The organism is Botrimarina colliarenosi (genome assembly GCF_007859955.1).
Taxonomy (GTDB): Bacteria; Planctomycetota; Planctomycetia; order Pirellulales; family Lacipirellulaceae; genus Botrimarina; species Botrimarina colliarenosi.
Map to the genome: position 1 here is coordinate 1,669,878 of NZ_SJPR01000001.1, position 14,909 is coordinate 1,684,786.

Below are 14,909 nucleotides of genomic sequence, written 5' to 3' on the forward strand. Positions count from 1 at the left end.
TTAGTCTGTTGATTCCACCAGCACCTTAACAAATTCATTAAGCAGTTCGTCTTCTTGAGGGGTCAGGCGAGCCGTAGGCTCAGAACGCGCCGCAAAGAGCACTGCTGCCTTTTGTAGGCCGCCACTTTTTCTAGTAGTAATACCAGCGACCTGCATTAGGCGGTCCTGAGGAAGCTTGAAGTAGTCCGCAATCTGGTAGACGGTTCGCGGACTCGGCTGAGAATCGGCGCACCGCTCGATCGCCACTAGCTCTTCAAGGGCAATTCTAGCCTGCTCAGCTAGCTGCTCGACCGAGAGGCCATTCCGCCGCCGATAGAGTTCAACGAACTGTCCAAAGACACTCACGCTCGGTCCCATTGGAGCCTTCGACTTCTCAAGACGGACTGCGATACCGCCCACTCCAATCGGGCCGTTCTGGTCCTCTATGTCACCCATCCGATCGATCCAGTCTTGGTCTAAGGATGGAAATTGGTTGGTTTTGATCTTCATATTGTCTTCCCCCATTTAGTTGCGGCGGCTCGCGTTAGCTCGAAATACGAGAGCTGACAAAAGCTGGGGTCTGGTCCAAAAGCCTCCAGGCCCCACGCCAAGTAGGTTGCCTCTGCTGTTGGCAGAGCGTGGAGACCAACTCTTCCATGGTATTCCTCATTCATGCTGTGGTTGACAGCGGGTTCAAACAGCCTTACGCCCACTGACTTGAATTCGCCTTTTTGCCCAATCGAGTCGACCAGCCAGTTCCACGGCGCCGACTCGATGTAGTCGATATAAACCAGCGGCTTTCCGCGGTCAGCAGGGTCCTTAGCAAAATGGCTTGTGTCGTCATAAAGCATTGCGCCTTGCCAGCGGCCTTCGCAGCGGATTGCCCATCCTTGAGTTCCCAAATAATTGAGCTTTCCGACCTTGTCCCGCCAGTCCCAGTGAAGTGACTCAGGCCAACCCGGCCCGTTCGGCTGCACACCTGCGACGGCAAGCTTTTGACGAATCTCATCCCGAACGGAACGCCATTCTTGTTCTATTTCGACGAGATCTTGCGGCCTAATCCCATCGACGAGTTCAGCGTCGATCAGTTGGCCATCTGCCCGGCGTCGGAGTTGGATCGGATAGCTCGTCACAGGACCATCACCTCTGACTTCTTCTTCTTGGCTTCGTCCTCAAAAAAAAGCTTTTCGCCTTCCGCGACCCGCACGTCCACCATCTGGTAGAGCCGCAGAGCCTGTCGCATCACAGCGGTTTTTGACAAATCCTTGCGAGCCGAAAGCTCCTCAAGGGCTTCCATCTCCGCCGCCGTCAAGTTGAGCGTCATCGTCCGCTTATCAGTTGCCATGTTTTTTCTCCTCCACGTCCGAACTATATCACTCATCGGATTGACAGTCAATAAAAATTAGCTAACATTTGGCTGTGCTGCTGCGGGGGGGCCGTGGCGGTTTTAGCGACTTTAAGGAGGATAATGGATGGCTACTCAGATTCAGTCGAGTGTCTCAGGCACTCTGAGCGAGTTGCGGTTCGAGAACCTTGGGGCAGAAATGCCCGGGGCTCCCAGCCGGTTCCGAGCGACCGCCGCAACGCTGGCCCTGGTCCAATCACTGCTCGATGAGAGCCGGGTCATCGAGGTAGGTTCGGGAGGCGAGATAGCCTTCGATCGGGCTACGTAGACCCCTCAATTTCGCGACCCGCCAGCCCCACTTACTGGGGCTGGCGGGACTTTGTGTTGTCCGCTGCCCAACCCTCAAGGTGCCTAGCTACTTCATTCGTCTGGACACCTACGTAATACCGCATCGTCGTCTCGATCGACTGATGTCTCATGAGTTCCCTTAGAATTGCTGGCTGCACACGGCCAGCCCACCGCGTACCGAAGGCTCGTCGGAAGTCGTGAGCCGATGCCGATTTCTCAAGCTCTCGGTTCACCAACACACGCGCTGCCTCGCCGACGAGACAGATGGTGCGGCTCACCCCGTGCAGCTTCCGGGAACTCTTCGCGAGCGAGAACACCTTGCCTTCCCGGCTATCCCCAGGCGTTGCCAGCAACCATTCTGCGAACTCGGGTGCAACCGGTAACACTCGATCCTGGAAGCCCTTCTCTGCTTCCGCTGCAATTCGCAGAACTACGAATTCCCCGCTGCAATCGACCGAGAGCGGCGCGTGCTCATCCCAACTGAGTTGAAGAGCCTCGCCTAGGCGAAGGCCCGACAACCAGAGTCCCTGCAGCAACTCTCGCCAGGGTTCCGGGTCCTTCGGTCGAACCTTGGCGCAGGCTTCGAGCATCCGCTCGTACTCTTCGGTCGTGATCGGTCGACCTTTCATCTGCCGGGCACGCCTGGCCCGCTTGGGCATCTGGATCTTCGGGAGCTTGGTCACGAGTCCCAATTCGTGGCCCCATGAGAGAGCCGCCCGGAGGTGCCGCAGGTAGGTGGCGATCGTCGTCTCCCGCATCCCGCTAGCCCGCATCTTGGCCTGCATCCGACTGATTGCCGCCGCATCGACCTCCACAACCCGCGTTGGCCGTAGCCACCGCTCTACGTGGTTGAGAGCCGCCCGATAGGTGCCGAGGCTGTTGGCAGCGAGTGACGGCAGTTTCTCGGACTCGAAGACGAGCCGGAAATCTTCCCAGGTGAGTTTCGAGGGCGCCTCGTAGCGTCCCTCACGCAGGTCGGCCTCAAGCTGCGCGGCGAGCTTGTCCGCCTCCTTCCGGACCTGGGTCTCGGTGATGGGGACACGCGAGTACGTCCGTGTGCTCCGCCTCCTCGAAACGTTCTCGCTCTCCGAGCTCACCGCAGCGATTGAGTACGCGCTGGACATCGGCGTCATCGACGCGGCCGCCGTGCGGGTCATCGCCGAGCACCGCAAGGAATCGCCCGTCGCCCTCTTCTCGCTCGACGGCCGCCCCCACCTGCGGCTAGTGAACTTCGAGGCGACCGACGTCTCGGCCTACGCCTCGCTCCTCTCGGGAGGTCAGCCATGAAGACCGAGACTAAGAGCACCGTGCTGGTGAAGCATCACCTCAAGCAGCTCAAGCTGCCAACGATGCACGCCGAGTGCGAGAAGGTCGCGCTGCGCTCGGCCAAGGAGAACCTCGACCATCTGGCGTACCTGCTCGCGCTGTGCGAATTAGAACTGGTTGATCGCGAACGCCGCGCAGCCGAGCGGCGGCTCAAGGCGGCCCGCTTCCCCTCTCCCAAGACGCTCGACGCGTTCGACTTCGATTCCCGACCCTCGGTCAACAAGTCCCTCGTCTTGGAACTCGCCAAGGGGGACTGGATCGACCAGCGTGAGAATCTCTTGCTTGTCGGTCCATCGGGGACCGGCAAGACGCACCTCGCGACGGCGCTGGCGATGGCCGCCTGCCTACAGGGGCGCAAGGTGCGCTTCTTCCGCGTCACCGAGCTGATCACCACGCTCTTGGAAGCACGCGATGAGAAGACCCTATTGCGTTTACGCTCGCAGCTCGGTAAGCAGGACCTGCTGGTGCTCGACGAGCTAGGCTACGTCCCGGCCAGCAAGGCGGGCGCCGAACTCTTGTTCGACCTGATCGGTCAGGCCTACGAGCGGCAGAGCCTGGTGGTGACCACCAACCTCCCCTTCGAGAACTGGACCGAGGTCCTCGGCTCGGAGCGCCTCACCGGCGCCGCGCTGGATCGGCTCACCCACCGCTGCCAGATCCTCGAGTTCACCGGCGAGAGCCACCGCCTCAAGGACGCCCAGCGCAGACGCCGATCCAAGAACTAGCAAGCCCTCCGGGCCCACGCGGGGAGGCCCAATCCAAACTCCCCCAACCAACCAGCGCTGCACTTTCTCGGCGCCGGGCGCTGCACTTTTCGACTGCCGATCACAGGCGCACCGAAAGTGCTGAGAAGTTTCACTCCGACGCTTCGTAGCCCCGGGGCCCGTGATTTTGGTGCGCCCCCTGGGTGATTCGAACTCTTGCTACATCGACGGCACCTGCTGGTCGGTTGCGAGGGCTACTCGATATTCAATACACGGAGATCCTATGAGCACTCTGAGCGACATTACTGTTGACCTAGCAGCTTCGCCGCGAAACCGCTGGTCATTTGCTGATGCGCACGTGCGTGCCGCTTCGGAGCTTTTAGCCGTCTACAACAAGGACCTTGGGGTAGATGAGGAGACAATGGCTTACGTCGCGTCTCTTGCTTCTGCGATTCTTCCTGTTGGCATAGCGGAAGAACTGGGGGCGGTCGCGTCCTCGCTCGGAGCTACGTTTCCGCAGGCGCTGCTTGGCAACCTCCACTACGACCTGCTAAAGGTCGTTCTGGGCTGCACGGCCTTCGCCGTAGATACTCCAGATGGGCCCGTCCATGCTCGCAATCTCGACTGGTGGACCTCCGCACGCGCTCTGAACGACGGTACCGCCGTTACCCACTTCGTGAACGGTCCATGTGGTGAGTTCCTCACGGTTGGTTGGCCAGGATTCGTGGGCGCCTTCTCCGGCGTGGCCAAGGGTCGCTTCTCGGTGACTTTGAATGCGGTGCTGAGTGACGAGCCGGGGCAGATCGCTCTCCCGGTCGTCTTTCTCATCCGCCAAGTGCTCGAGGAAGCGGGAAACTTCGATGAGGCAGTCTCGAGATTGTCTGAGACCACCATCGCGACGGACTGCCTTCTTCTCGTGACTGGAACCGTTCCGGGGCAGATGGTGGTCATCGAGCGTACCCCGACTAAGTTCGCCCACCGTACGCCTACAACCCGCGAGCCGCTAAGCGTCACCAACGACTACCACCTCATCGACGCTGATTCTGGAGAGCCCGCCAACGAACTCATGCGAACCTCGTGTAGACGATACAAACGCATCACCGAGTTGCTGGTCGATGAGCCTCCGTTGACACTGGAGCGGTGCATCGACCATCTAAGCGACGATCGCGTCATGATGGGGATCACCGTTCAGCAGATGGCATTCAGGGCAAGCTCGGGCGAGTATCTCGTCCGCATTCCACAGCTGCATGAGCGTGAACCTTCAACGCCTATTTGACCAGTTTGGTAGCGGCACAGGAGGCGCCGCCCTGGGCACTTTGGCGGCTCGCCAGACTTTTAACGGTGCAGCTCGCCTCGGATAGTTTCGGAATCGCCAAACCCGCGTCGGCTTCATCGTTCTCAGCAAGTTCGAGTGTCCGGGGAACTGCGGTCAATGGACACCGCTTCGCTCAGAAACGGCTCGTAGTAAGTCGCCGAGGTTGGACCAACCGCTGAGCTTACGGCTTCCGTCGAACTGCGAACGGTTGCGACGACCTCTGAGGCTGGGCGGTCGATTCGACCGCATTGTAGCGGCCCGGCCGGCGGGGTAGCCGAGCGGGAGAGAGTGGCGTTTCGCCGATCAGCCAGAAGCTGCGTAGAACGTAAACGGCCTTCGCGGCCTTCGGCACCCGCCAAACCTGCAAAGGCTTCATCGCTCTCAGCAAGTTTGAATACCCCGAGAACTGATGTTGATGGGCCTCGCATCGCTCAGAAGCGGCTCCTAATAAGTCGCCGATGATGGACCACTCGAAGCACAAGTGCAGCTTCGCTGTTTCTCAAAAGTCGGACCGTCTGCTGTCGATAGCCGATCAGCCGTACCTGCTGAGACCCGTCCTGTTCTACGTTTTGTTATCTGGATCGGGCTCATCGATCGGTGCAATGCGCTCAATCGGGGGAGTGTGTCCTAGCGGTCGCATGCCTCCAGGACGGTCTCAATGCTCTAAGCCCAAAGTGATAATTTATCTTGGACTAAACCGCTTCGCGGTGGGACGGCGTGGATGCCGTCATAGTCGAGCGGATCATCGTCACGCACCGCACGGTGGTTTCCATATTGTCGAGCGTTGAGTCACGCCGAGATGTCAATCGAATCAGTCGGTTGCCGTCCCCTATTTTCCCTATTACGCGTTATCACACTGGCGACATGAGGCGGCGAGTCGTCCCCTTGTACGGCTTTTTCGCGTTCTCGTGAGGCGATTCGCATTGGCATTCTCCATTGCCCAGGATGGCGGGGTTTCCCACCCCGTCCCCTTATTGGCAGGAGGAGTAGCGATGACCGAGTTGCGCCAGCGGATGATCGAGGACCTGCGTCTACGGAACGTCGCGGAGAACACGCTCACGTGTTACGTTCGTGCCGTGCGGCAGTACGCCGAGTTCTTCGGCAGGTCGCCCGATCGGCTCGACGCCAAGCACCTGCGGCAGTACCTGCTACACCTGCTGGAAGTCCAGAAGGTGGCCCAGGGAACGTACAACCAGAAGGTCGCGGCGCTGCGGTTCTTCTACCGTGAGACGCTGAAGAAGCCCGCGTACGTCGAGGGCGTCTGCTTCACCAGGAAGGAGCGGAAGCTGCCGGTCGTGCTGAGCCACTACGAGATCCGTCGGTTCCTCGAAGCGCTCGACAGCCTGAAGTCGCGGGCCATCTTGATGACCTGCTACGGCGCCGGTCTGCGAATCTCCGAAGCGTTGTCGCTCGGCGTCGGCGACATCGATAGTGAGCGGATGATGATCCGCGTGCGTCAGGGCAAGGGCCGCAAGGACCGCTACGTCGCGCTGCCCAAGACGCTGCTGATCGTGCTCCGCGAGTACTGGAAGGCGGCCAAGCCGGTGGACTGCTTGTTCCCCGGCCGTGACGGCGTTAAGCCGCTGACGCGGCAGTCCGTCGTCAACGCGTGCCACCGCGCGATGAAGGCGGCCGGCATCAACAAGAACGTCTCGCCCCACACGATGCGTCACAGCTTCGCCACGCACCTGCTGGAAGAAGGCGCCGACGTGCGGACGATCCAGGTGCTGCTGGGTCACCGCAGCGTGACCACCACGGCGCTCTACACGCACGTCTCGCAAGCGACGATCCGCAAGACGAAGAGCCCGCTCGACCGCCTCAACGAGGAGCCGGCCGCCACGGCATGACCGAGCGGCCTCGGCTCGAAGCGGCCGAGGTGTTCCGGGGAGGTGGATCGAGGTTCCTCGATCGGTACGGCAAGACGCTCTCGCACGCCCAGCACCGCGCGTTGCGCGCTATCGTGGCCTGTCGCACCAAGGTACTGGGCGGCCACGCCGATCGGTGGGGGGTGCGGCGACACGCGGCCGAGCTACAACTCGTGCCGCAATCGGCACTGCCCGAAGTGTCAGGCATCGGCTCGCGCTGCTTGGCTTGAAGCGCGGGCGACCGAGCTGCTGCCCGTACCTTACTTCCACCTCGTCTTTACGCTCCCCGAGCAACTCGGCCCGATCGCCCTACAGAACCCGAAAGCCGTTTACGGAATCCTGTTCCGCGCGGCCTGGGAGACGGTGCGCGAACTGGTGAAGGACCCGAAGCACTTGGGCGCAAGCGCCGGCATGCTCAGCGTGCTGCACACGTGGGGGTCGAACCTCTCGCATCACCCCCATCTGCACTGCGTCGTGCCGGGCGGCGGCCCGTCACTCGACGGCGAGCGGTGGGTCGCGGTCGAGCGGTCGCGTAAGCGGAAGGCGTTCTTCGTGCCCGTGCGGGTGATGAGCCGCGTCTTCCGAGGCAAGTTTCTCCAGCAGCTCAAGGCCGCCTACCGGAAGGGCCAGCTCACGTTCCACGGCAAGCTGGCGCCGCTGAGTGACGTTCGCGTCTTTGAGTCGCTCCTCAATGCCTCGGTGAAGACCGACTGGGTTGTTTACGCCAAGCGTCCCTTTGGCGGTCCGCGGCAGGTGCTGAAGTACCTGGCCCGCTACACCCACCGCGTCGCCATCGCCAACAGCCGGCTGGTGAGTTACGAGAGCGGCGTCGTCGGCTTTAACTGGAAAGACTACCGCCACGGCGGGCAGACCAAGGTGATGCGGCTGAGCGATATCGAGTTCATCCGCCGGCTCTTGCAGCACGTCCTCCCCAACGGCTTCGTTCGCATCCGCCATCATGGCTTCCTCGCCAACCGTGACCGCGGTGAGAACCTGCGGCGTTGTCGCGAGCTGCTCGGCGTCAAAGAATCGCCGTCGATCCCCGAAGCGACGGGAGAGACTTCGACCGATTCGCCCCTGAGCGTCTGCTCCGTCTGCGGCGCCGGCCTGCGGTCGAGGGAGCTGAGGCCGCTCCGCGGCCTGTCCACCCGGCAAGTTCTGGCGCTCGACGCCGCCGGACTGGGCTTCTTCGATTCATCCTAGAGGGCAACCCTGATGAATGCCTCCGAGATCGCCGCGTCAGCCTCGCTGAACCACTGCCGGTACGCGCCGAATGAGGTCGCACGCGAGCAAGACCTCCTTCTTCGACGCTTGTCAGCGAATGACGGTCTCTCTATCCCTAGCGACGAGGGGTTCGACCGCGGTCGGTCCGAGGCGCTGATGTCCCCGGTTAGGCAGTGGCGACAATAGAATCACCATAGCCGACCGCCCCCGACGGTTTACTCCAACGCGTTGTATCGGAAGTGCCGAGACGCGTGTTGGCGGGGCTACGTCGCGCGAGCACTGCCGATACAACAGTAAGCGTTACGGAAAAGGGGGCGTTCTAAGCGGCCCAGCTCCAGCATCAATCAGCGGCGAATCGCTCTAACTTGCTTCTCGTTTCCCTATCGCCCGCTTGGCTTGCTGACGCAGGTACTCAGGGTTCTTCGCGAGGTGCGAATAGACCCGGCTGACCATCGTCGTGTCGCGATGGCCCATCAGGTGGGCTACCGAGATCGGATCCACGCCGCCTTCGGAGAGAGCTTGTGTGGCCCACGAGTGGCGCGCGCCGTACGCGATGACCCGGAAGCCGACCTTCTCGCTGATGCGGTTGAGGCGGCACTTGATCGCGTCCTTCGTCCAGGGCCGGCCGAGGGCGTTACGGAAAAGCGGCCCTTGAGGATGCTCTTTCGCGAGAGCCGCGAGGATGGCCTTGGCTTCAGGCACGAGGTAGATCACCCGAGGCTCTAGCTGCCCCTTCGACTCGTCGGCCGGAAAGATGACGAGGTCGTCGTGGAGGTGCTTGGCTTCCACCGTTCTCGCTTCCAAAGGGCGACAGCCCGTGAGCGTCAGAAAGTCCAACAGGGCGATGAGCGGTCCCTTGGCATGCTCGCGGACGAGGTCCCACTGCTCGGTGGTGTAGTAGACATCGCGGCGGCTGGCCCGAGGCTTCTTCATTCCCTTGACGGGGTTACGCGACAGGTACTCCTGCTCGACGCCCCAGTTGAGCATCCGCTGTACGACCGCCACGGCCCCGTTCTGGGCGGTGGACCCGACCCCCAGGCCTTCATGCCATTTGACGACGTGGTGGACCTTCAGCTGACTGGGCCGCAGCCGCTTGCCGACGTTCTCGATGAAGAGCTTGAGGAAGTGGCGGTGGAGGGTGTAGGTGGCCGGCTTCCGGTTGGTCTGGACCCAGTCCAGATAGGCCTGGGAGAGGTCGTAGAGCGTTGTCAGCTCCCCTTTCACCTGCTCCTTGTCCGCCATCAGGGCGTGGAACTTGGCGAAGGCCGCTTCCCGGTCTTTACCGAGGGAGACCTGCCTCCCCGCGATCGAGCAGTACCAGCTGAGGGTCTGCTTGCGGAGGTACGGCTTGGCTGGACGGGGCACAGGTGGGCTCCATTTCGTGCATCTGACGAAACTATCCTTGGAGCCGCCGCAAAAAAGTCCAGGATTTATAGAGTGGGCACGACAGAACTCGAATCTGTGACCTCTTGCATGTCAAGCAAGCGCTCTAACCAACTGAGCTACGCGCCCTTCGGCCGAGGCGGTAAGACGCTCCGGCGAGCTTCGTAGTATAGCGGCGGGCGGCGGGCACGCCAGCCCTGCCCGGGGGATGATCGGCGGACGCTGTCGGGGCTCCGCTAGCAAGGGGGGAAGGGGGCGCCGGTCTTGCTATTGCTGGTTTTCCGGCGGCGCGGTGTAATTGCCGCTTACCGCTGATCGCTTCCCCCCATCTGCCCCCCGCCATGTCTCGCCCCGCCGCCGCCAGCCCCCGCTGGATGAGTTGGAACGGCCTCGTCTATTACGGCGAGACCATCGGGTTCGTCCTGGCCTGGATTACGGGCATCGCGGCGATCGCTTACAGCTCGGCAGGTCCCGAATCGCAGCCGCGCGTTGGGCAAGTCGCCGCCGCGGATGTCAGCCCGTAGAGAACGGCCGCTTCGTGAGCGAACGCCTCGCGCGAGCCTGAACTGTTGGAACGACCACGGTGTCCTGTCGGGGGTACGACCCCCAGAAGTCGGTTGGGGCGCCCCGCTCGTGGAGGGGTCTACCACAGATGCCAGGCCCCGGCCCACAGCACGTAGAGGCCGAGGAGCAGGTTCGTAATGCTGTGGGCGGCGACGCAGTCCCAGTAGTTCTTGGTGCGGACCATCAGCCATGTCACGAGGCTGAACCAGACGAGCGACGCCAGTTTCTCCGGGTGGTAGAGCATCGGGAACGCCGTGCCGACGACGACCGACGCGGCGGTGACGCGGCCGAAGGGGACCCGCCAGAGGTTGGGGCTCACCATCGTGCGCATCAGCCAGCCGCGGAGCATCAACTCCTCAAAGATCGGCACCAGGATGGCGAGGCCGAGGAACCGGACCGCTAGGAAGCCGTAGCGTGTCGCCGGGTTGTCGATCCGCTCGAGCGGGTTGAACGCCGGCCGCTCGGCGCCGAGCCCCAGGAGGCCGAGCACCCCCATGGCGGGGCTCTCGGGGCCGCCGACCGCTTCGACGAGCTTGGTCTCGACGCGGAGTTCGCAGCAGGCGATCCAGAGAACCACGCCGACAACGCCGACGCCGATCGCGGTTGGCGAGACGTTCAGCTTTCCATTCTTAAGCAGGGGCCATTGCCCCCAGCTGGCGCGGCAGAGCCAGAGGACGCCGGCGGTGATCGCCAGCTTCACGGTGTAGATAGCCGGATAGTGGTCGTAGGTCAGGCCAAAGACGCCCGGCTCGGCGGGCTGTCCCGGAGAGGGGGCGGCCGGTTCGAAGCTGCTAAGCCCCAGGTAGACCGCCATGGGGAGGAGGTAGGTCCAGGCGTTCTCGGCGTCGAGCCAGCGGCCCGACGGCGGGGGGGGCGTGTCGAGTTCGGCGTCGTCGTGCATGCAGAATCTGGGGCCGCTGAACTTGGGGCTGTTGAACGGTGGACTGGGGAGGAGCGTAAAGAGTAGCTCACTCCGGACGCTGGCGGTGAGGGTTCCCGCGGACGCCTTCGCGGGTACGCGGGCAGGGAGCCCTCACCGCCAGGGCCCGGGGAGTCTCCCGATCGGCCCGTTTTCGCCGCCAGATGCCCTATCCGCGGCGGGCTAGGTCGCTAAGATACGGGGCTCCGGCCCGCTTGGCGGCCTGCGCTACCGGTGCGCGGGGCCGCCAGCGACTCAGCAGGCCGGCCCATCCCGGCCGGCCCGGCCCCGTTTCTTCCCCCCCACTTAGCAAGTTGTTTGAGGCGTTCCCGCTAGGCTGCGGGACGCTGTCCAAGGACCCCCGACCATGAACCTCGCGAAAGTCCGCAACATCGGCATTTCGGCCCACATCGACTCGGGCAAGACGACCCTCAGCGAGCGGATCCTGTTCTACGCCGGTCGGATCCACAAGATCGAAGACGTCCGCGGCGGCGGCGACGGCGCCACCATGGACCACATGGAGCTCGAGAAAGAGCGCGGCATCACGATCACGTCGGCCGCCACGTCGCTCAAGTGGAAGAACTACGCCATCAACCTGATCGACACGCCGGGCCACGTCGACTTCACGGTCGAGGTCGAGCGGTCGCTGCGCGTGCTGGACGGCGCCATCCTGGTGCTCTGCAGCGTCGGCGGCGTGCAGTCGCAGTCGATGACCGTCGACCGCCAGATGAAGCGTTACAACGTCCCCCGCTTGGCGTTCATCAACAAGATGGACCGCACCGGCGCCGACCCCTTCAAGGTGGTCAAGCAGGTGCGCGACAAGCTGGGCGCCGACGCGGTGCTCTTCCAACTGCCGATCGGCAAGGAAGAGAACTTCCAAGGCGTCGTCGACCTCGTCGCGATGAAGGCCTACTACAACGACGGCGACAAGGGCGAGACGATCCGGGTCGAGGAGATCCCCGCCGAGCTCAAGGAGCAGGCCGAGGAGTACCGCCACGAGATGCTCGAGGCGATCTCGATGTACGACGACTCGCTGATGGAGAAGATCCTCGGCGAGGAAGAGATCACCGCCGATGAGATCCACAAGATCGTCCGCGAGGCCGTCATCAACCAGTCGTTCACGCCGGTCTTCATGGGCTCGGCGTTCAAGAACAAGTCGGTCCAGCCGCTCTTGGACGGGATCACGCGCTACCTGCCGAGCCCGACCGAGGTCACCAACTACGGCAACGACCCCGCCGAAGAGGGCAAGAAGATTCGTCTTGAACCCGATCCCAATAAGCCGCTCGTGTCGATGGGCTTCAAGATCACCGACGACGAGTACGGCCAGCTGACCTACACCCGGATTTATCAAGGCGCGATCGAGAAGGGGAACTCCTACTTCAACCAGCGGACCGGCCGCAAAGAGCGCTTCAGCCGCTTGGTGCGGATGCACTCGGACAAGCGTGAAGAGATCGACCGCGCCGAGGCGGGCGACATCATCGCGGTGATGGGCATCGACTGCGCGTCGGGCGACACCTACTGCAGCGAGCCCAACTACATCTCGCTGGAGAACATCTTCGTCGCCGACCCGGTGATCAAGATGTCGGTGACCCCCAAGAGCCGCGATAACACCGACAAGCTCTCGAAGGCCCTGCAGCGCTTCCGCAAGGAAGACCCGACGTTCCACGTCTTCACCGACGACGAGACCAACGAGACGGTCATCGCCGGGATGGGTGAGCTGCACCTTGAGATCTACGTCGAGCGCATCAAGCGCGAGTACGGCGTCGAGGTCGAGGTCGGCGCCCCGAAGGTCAGCTACCGCGAGTCGGGCCGGCTGGCTTTCGACTTCGACCACAAGCGGAAGAAGCAGTCGGGTGGCTCCGGCCAGTACGGCCACATCGTCGGCAGCATGCGACCGATGTCGGACGAGGATCGCGCGACGATCGTCGAGGCCGGCGGCGAAGTGGGCGAGTTCTACTTCCTCGACAAGGTCACCGGCGGCCGGATCCCCAAGGAGTACATCCCCGCGGTCAAGAAGGGCTTCGAGGAGATGATGGACAAGGGCCCGCTCGCCGGGTACCCGGTGGTCGGTCTGACGGTCGAGCTGAAGGACGGCTCGTACCACGACGTCGACTCGTCTGACATGGCGTTCAAGCTGACCGCCCGCGAGTGCTTCCGCGAGCACTTCGGCCGGATGAAGCCGGTGCTGCTCGAGCCGATCATGAAGATGGAAATCGAGTGCCCCGAGGACTTCCAGGGCTCGGTCGTCGGCCAGGTCAGCTCGAAGCGTGGCATGATTGTCGAGACCGAGACCAACGGCGGCATCTGCAAGATCATCGCCGAAGTGCCGCTCGCCGAGACCTTCGGCTACTCGACCGAACTGCGCAGCCAGACGCAGGGTCAGGGGACCTTCTCGATGGAGTTCGCCAAGTACGGCGAGGTGCCATCGAACATCCAGACCGACATCGTCGAGGCCCGCAAGAAGGAAGAAGAGGCCCGGTGAGCCTCGCGGCGTGATTTCAGAACGACGACAAGCCCGGCGGGAAACCGCCGGGCTTGTTTTTTGCGACGCGCGGTCGGCTAACTGTCAGCGCTCCGGCGTTGAGCGGGCTGTTATAAAAACCTAGCGACACGAGTCACCCCCCAAGTCATCCCTTCCAGCGTCAGAGAATCAAAATGATTTCACGCATGCTCTTCGCCCTCACTCTGACGGGTGGCTTGGCGACCTCGTTGGTCGCCGCCGACAACCAGGTCTACGAGTTACGCACCTACACGCTCGTCGACCAAGCGGCCGAGGCAAAGCTCGATGCGCACCTTGAATCGGCGTTGGTCCCGGCATTAGAGCGGCAGGGGCTGGGGCCGATCGGCGCGTTCGATCAGGCCAACGCCGCGCCGGACGCCCCGATCGAAGTGATGCTGCTGATCGCGGGCCCCGACACCGACGCGGTGACCGGCGCCGCGGCGAAGCTGGCCGACGACGCGGCTTACCAGCGGGCCGCCGCCGACTACCTGGCGACGCCGTTCGACAAGCCTCTGCTTCGCCGGATCCGCAGCGAGCTGTTGCTCGCTTTCGATTGCTGGCCGACGGCGGAGGTCCCCCAGCAAAAGGCCGCCGGGCGGGATCGGTTGTTCGAGCTACGGACCTACGAGAGCCCGACCGAACGCACCGGCGACCTGAAGGTCGAGATGTTTAACTCGGGCGAAGTACCGATCTTCCTCGCCAGCGGCGTGGCGCCGGTCTTCATGGGCCGGACGATGGTGGGGGAGCGGATGCCGAACCTCACCTACCTGACCGTTTACGACGACGCGACGGCCCGCGACGCGGCGTGGAAGAAGTTCAGTTCCCACCCCGAGTGGCTGAAGTTGCGCGTCGTTAAGAAGTACGAGGGGACTGTCAGCACAATTCATAAAAGCGACTGGACGCCGAAGCCCTATTCCCGGCTCTGAAGGCAGGACAGCAGTTCTTTTGAGGGGGGCGTCGCTAGCGGCCCCGGCGACTTTTTGCGGTCTCGCGGTCGTCGCGTTATGCTGAAACCTATGGGGATTCCGCATATCGACGAACTGCCGGATCGGCTGAGCCACGCGGCCCCGTGGTGGATCGCGTTGGGCGTCACCGGTGTGGCGATCACCCTGACGTCGGGCTCGGGACCGCTGCTTTCTAGCGTCGCGCTAATTGGCATCGGGTCGGACGCCGACATCTCACGCCGCTTGCGTGAAGCGATTGCTTCGGATGTGAACAACGCGTCAAGCGACTCGCAGGCCGCTGCGGTGGCCGGGTTCGTCCGTCGGGTCCATGTGGGGATGTACCTGCTGCTCTTGGCGTTCGCCTGGGCGTCGCTGCTGCACCTCTCGGGGCAGTCGGTCAATGCGGGCGAGGCGCGGTGGTGGTTGGCGGGCGACCTCGCCGCCAGCGCGGTGCTGGGCCTCGGCTACGCCCGGCTCTCCCGCCGGATGTAAC

At 62.9% G+C, this 14,909-nt stretch carries 14 protein-coding genes, 1 tRNA gene and 1 pseudogene; 9 read left to right on the plus strand and 7 right to left on the minus strand.

Annotation, left to right across the window (positions count from 1 at the left end):
- From Pla108_RS06565 to Pla108_RS06580, 4 genes are all read right to left on the minus strand, one after another.
- Entirely contained in the window at positions 1 to 489 is a 489-nt protein-coding gene (locus Pla108_RS06565; protein ID WP_197526297.1) for a helix-turn-helix domain-containing protein, read from the minus strand.
- Positions 486 to 1,112, minus strand: coding sequence for a hypothetical protein (locus tag Pla108_RS06570; protein WP_146444072.1), 627 nt, complete (start codon positions 1,110 to 1,112; stop codon positions 486 to 488). Before Pla108_RS06570 ends, Pla108_RS06565 begins: the two co-directional genes overlap by 4 nt.
- Positions 1,109 to 1,324, minus strand: coding sequence for a ribbon-helix-helix protein, CopG family (locus Pla108_RS06575; protein WP_197526298.1), 216 nt, complete (start codon positions 1,322 to 1,324; stop codon positions 1,109 to 1,111). The genes Pla108_RS06570 and Pla108_RS06575 overlap by 4 nt, the downstream gene beginning before the upstream one ends.
- Before the next feature lie 359 nt (positions 1,325 to 1,683).
- On the minus strand, positions 1,684 to 2,457 hold the full coding sequence (locus Pla108_RS06580; RefSeq protein WP_197526299.1) for a tyrosine-type recombinase/integrase: 774 nt from the start codon (positions 2,455 to 2,457) through the stop codon (positions 1,684 to 1,686).
- A gap of 214 nt (positions 2,458 to 2,671) precedes the next feature.
- Between Pla108_RS06580 and Pla108_RS20885 the strand changes: the two genes are divergently transcribed.
- The 5 genes and pseudogenes from Pla108_RS20885 (at position 2,672) to Pla108_RS06600 (ending at position 8,085) form a co-directional block, all read left to right on the plus strand.
- Positions 2,672 to 2,959 carry a hypothetical protein gene (locus Pla108_RS20885; protein ID WP_197526300.1) on the plus strand — a complete coding sequence of 96 codons (288 nt, stop codon included), beginning with the start codon at positions 2,672 to 2,674 and terminating at the stop codon, positions 2,957 to 2,959.
- Complete coding sequence (gene istB / locus Pla108_RS06585; protein WP_146444074.1) at positions 2,956 to 3,723, plus strand: IS21-like element helper ATPase IstB; 768 nt, start codon at positions 2,956 to 2,958, stop codon at positions 3,721 to 3,723. Before Pla108_RS20885 ends, istB begins: the two co-directional genes overlap by 4 nt.
- Before the next feature lie 262 nt (positions 3,724 to 3,985).
- On the plus strand, positions 3,986 to 4,978 hold the full coding sequence (locus Pla108_RS06590) for a C45 family autoproteolytic acyltransferase/hydolase (RefSeq protein WP_146444075.1): 993 nt from the start codon (positions 3,986 to 3,988) through the stop codon (positions 4,976 to 4,978).
- Positions 4,979 to 6,009: 1,031 nt separating this feature from the next.
- On the plus strand, positions 6,010 to 6,864 hold the full coding sequence (gene xerA / locus Pla108_RS06595; protein WP_146444076.1) for a site-specific tyrosine recombinase/integron integrase: 855 nt from the start codon (positions 6,010 to 6,012) through the stop codon (positions 6,862 to 6,864).
- Positions 6,861 to 8,085 (plus strand): annotated as a pseudogene (locus tag Pla108_RS06600) (IS91 family transposase). Before xerA ends, Pla108_RS06600 begins: the two are co-directional and overlap by 4 nt.
- A gap of 381 nt (positions 8,086 to 8,466) precedes the next feature.
- Here Pla108_RS06600 and Pla108_RS06605 read toward each other — a convergent pair.
- Together Pla108_RS06605 and Pla108_RS06610 are read right to left on the minus strand one after the other, a co-directional pair.
- A complete protein-coding gene (locus Pla108_RS06605; RefSeq protein ID WP_231934304.1) occupies positions 8,467 to 9,471 on the minus strand; it encodes a tyrosine-type recombinase/integrase in 1,005 nt (334 codons plus the stop codon).
- Positions 9,472 to 9,544: 73 nt separating this feature from the next.
- Positions 9,545 to 9,618: transfer RNA gene (locus Pla108_RS06610), tRNA-Val, on the minus strand.
- A 212-nt stretch (positions 9,619 to 9,830) separates the two neighbouring features.
- Between Pla108_RS06610 and Pla108_RS06615 the strand changes: the two genes are divergently transcribed.
- Positions 9,831 to 10,013, plus strand: a complete 183-nt coding sequence (locus Pla108_RS06615; protein WP_146444078.1) for a hypothetical protein — start codon at positions 9,831 to 9,833, stop codon at positions 10,011 to 10,013.
- A gap of 119 nt (positions 10,014 to 10,132) precedes the next feature.
- On the opposite strand, the gene Pla108_RS06620 is transcribed toward Pla108_RS06615, so the two are convergent.
- Complete coding sequence (locus tag Pla108_RS06620) at positions 10,133 to 10,954, minus strand: CAAX prenyl protease-related protein (RefSeq protein ID WP_146444079.1); 822 nt, start codon at positions 10,952 to 10,954, stop codon at positions 10,133 to 10,135.
- A 385-nt stretch (positions 10,955 to 11,339) separates the two neighbouring features.
- On the opposite strand from Pla108_RS06620, the gene fusA reads away from it, so the two are divergent.
- The 3 genes from fusA to Pla108_RS06635 all read left to right on the plus strand — a co-directional run bounded on the left by fusA (position 11,340) and on the right by Pla108_RS06635 (position 14,908).
- Positions 11,340 to 13,454: an elongation factor G gene (gene fusA / locus Pla108_RS06625; RefSeq protein WP_146444080.1), complete on the plus strand. Its 2,115-nt coding sequence runs from the start codon at positions 11,340 to 11,342 to the stop codon at positions 13,452 to 13,454.
- A gap of 173 nt (positions 13,455 to 13,627) precedes the next feature.
- On the plus strand, positions 13,628 to 14,398 hold the full coding sequence (locus Pla108_RS06630) for an NIPSNAP family protein (RefSeq protein WP_146444081.1): 771 nt from the start codon (positions 13,628 to 13,630) through the stop codon (positions 14,396 to 14,398).
- A 90-nt stretch (positions 14,399 to 14,488) separates the two neighbouring features.
- Positions 14,489 to 14,908, plus strand: coding sequence for a hypothetical protein (locus Pla108_RS06635; protein ID WP_146444082.1), 420 nt, complete (start codon positions 14,489 to 14,491; stop codon positions 14,906 to 14,908).
- Position 14,909 lies beyond the last annotated feature (1 nt).

What these genes read in the sequence shown, in the direction of transcription:
- fusA (WP_146444080.1), top strand. Translation starts at nt 11,340, where the DNA reads ATGAACCTCGCGAAAGTCCGCAACATCGGCATTTCGGCCCACATCGAC.
- Pla108_RS06635 (WP_146444082.1), top strand. Translation starts at nt 14,489, where the DNA reads ATGGGGATTCCGCATATCGACGAACTGCCGGATCGGCTGAGCCACGCG.
- Pla108_RS06580 (WP_197526299.1), bottom strand. Translation starts at nt 2,457, where the DNA reads ATGCAGGCCAAGATGCGGGCTAGCGGGATGCGGGAGACGACGATCGCC.
- Pla108_RS06590 (WP_146444075.1), top strand. Translation starts at nt 3,986, where the DNA reads ATGAGCACTCTGAGCGACATTACTGTTGACCTAGCAGCTTCGCCGCGA.
- Pla108_RS06575 (WP_197526298.1), bottom strand. Translation starts at nt 1,324, where the DNA reads ATGGCAACTGATAAGCGGACGATGACGCTCAACTTGACGGCGGCGGAG.
- xerA (WP_146444076.1), top strand. Translation starts at nt 6,010, where the DNA reads ATGACCGAGTTGCGCCAGCGGATGATCGAGGACCTGCGTCTACGGAAC.
- Pla108_RS06620 (WP_146444079.1), bottom strand. Translation starts at nt 10,954, where the DNA reads ATGCACGACGACGCCGAACTCGACACGCCCCCCCCGCCGTCGGGCCGC.
- Pla108_RS06565 (WP_197526297.1), bottom strand. Translation starts at nt 489, where the DNA reads ATGAAGATCAAAACCAACCAATTTCCATCCTTAGACCAAGACTGGATC.
- istB (WP_146444074.1), top strand. Translation starts at nt 2,956, where the DNA reads ATGAAGACCGAGACTAAGAGCACCGTGCTGGTGAAGCATCACCTCAAG.
- Pla108_RS06630 (WP_146444081.1), top strand. Translation starts at nt 13,628, where the DNA reads ATGATTTCACGCATGCTCTTCGCCCTCACTCTGACGGGTGGCTTGGCG.
- Pla108_RS06615 (WP_146444078.1), top strand. Translation starts at nt 9,831, where the DNA reads ATGTCTCGCCCCGCCGCCGCCAGCCCCCGCTGGATGAGTTGGAACGGC.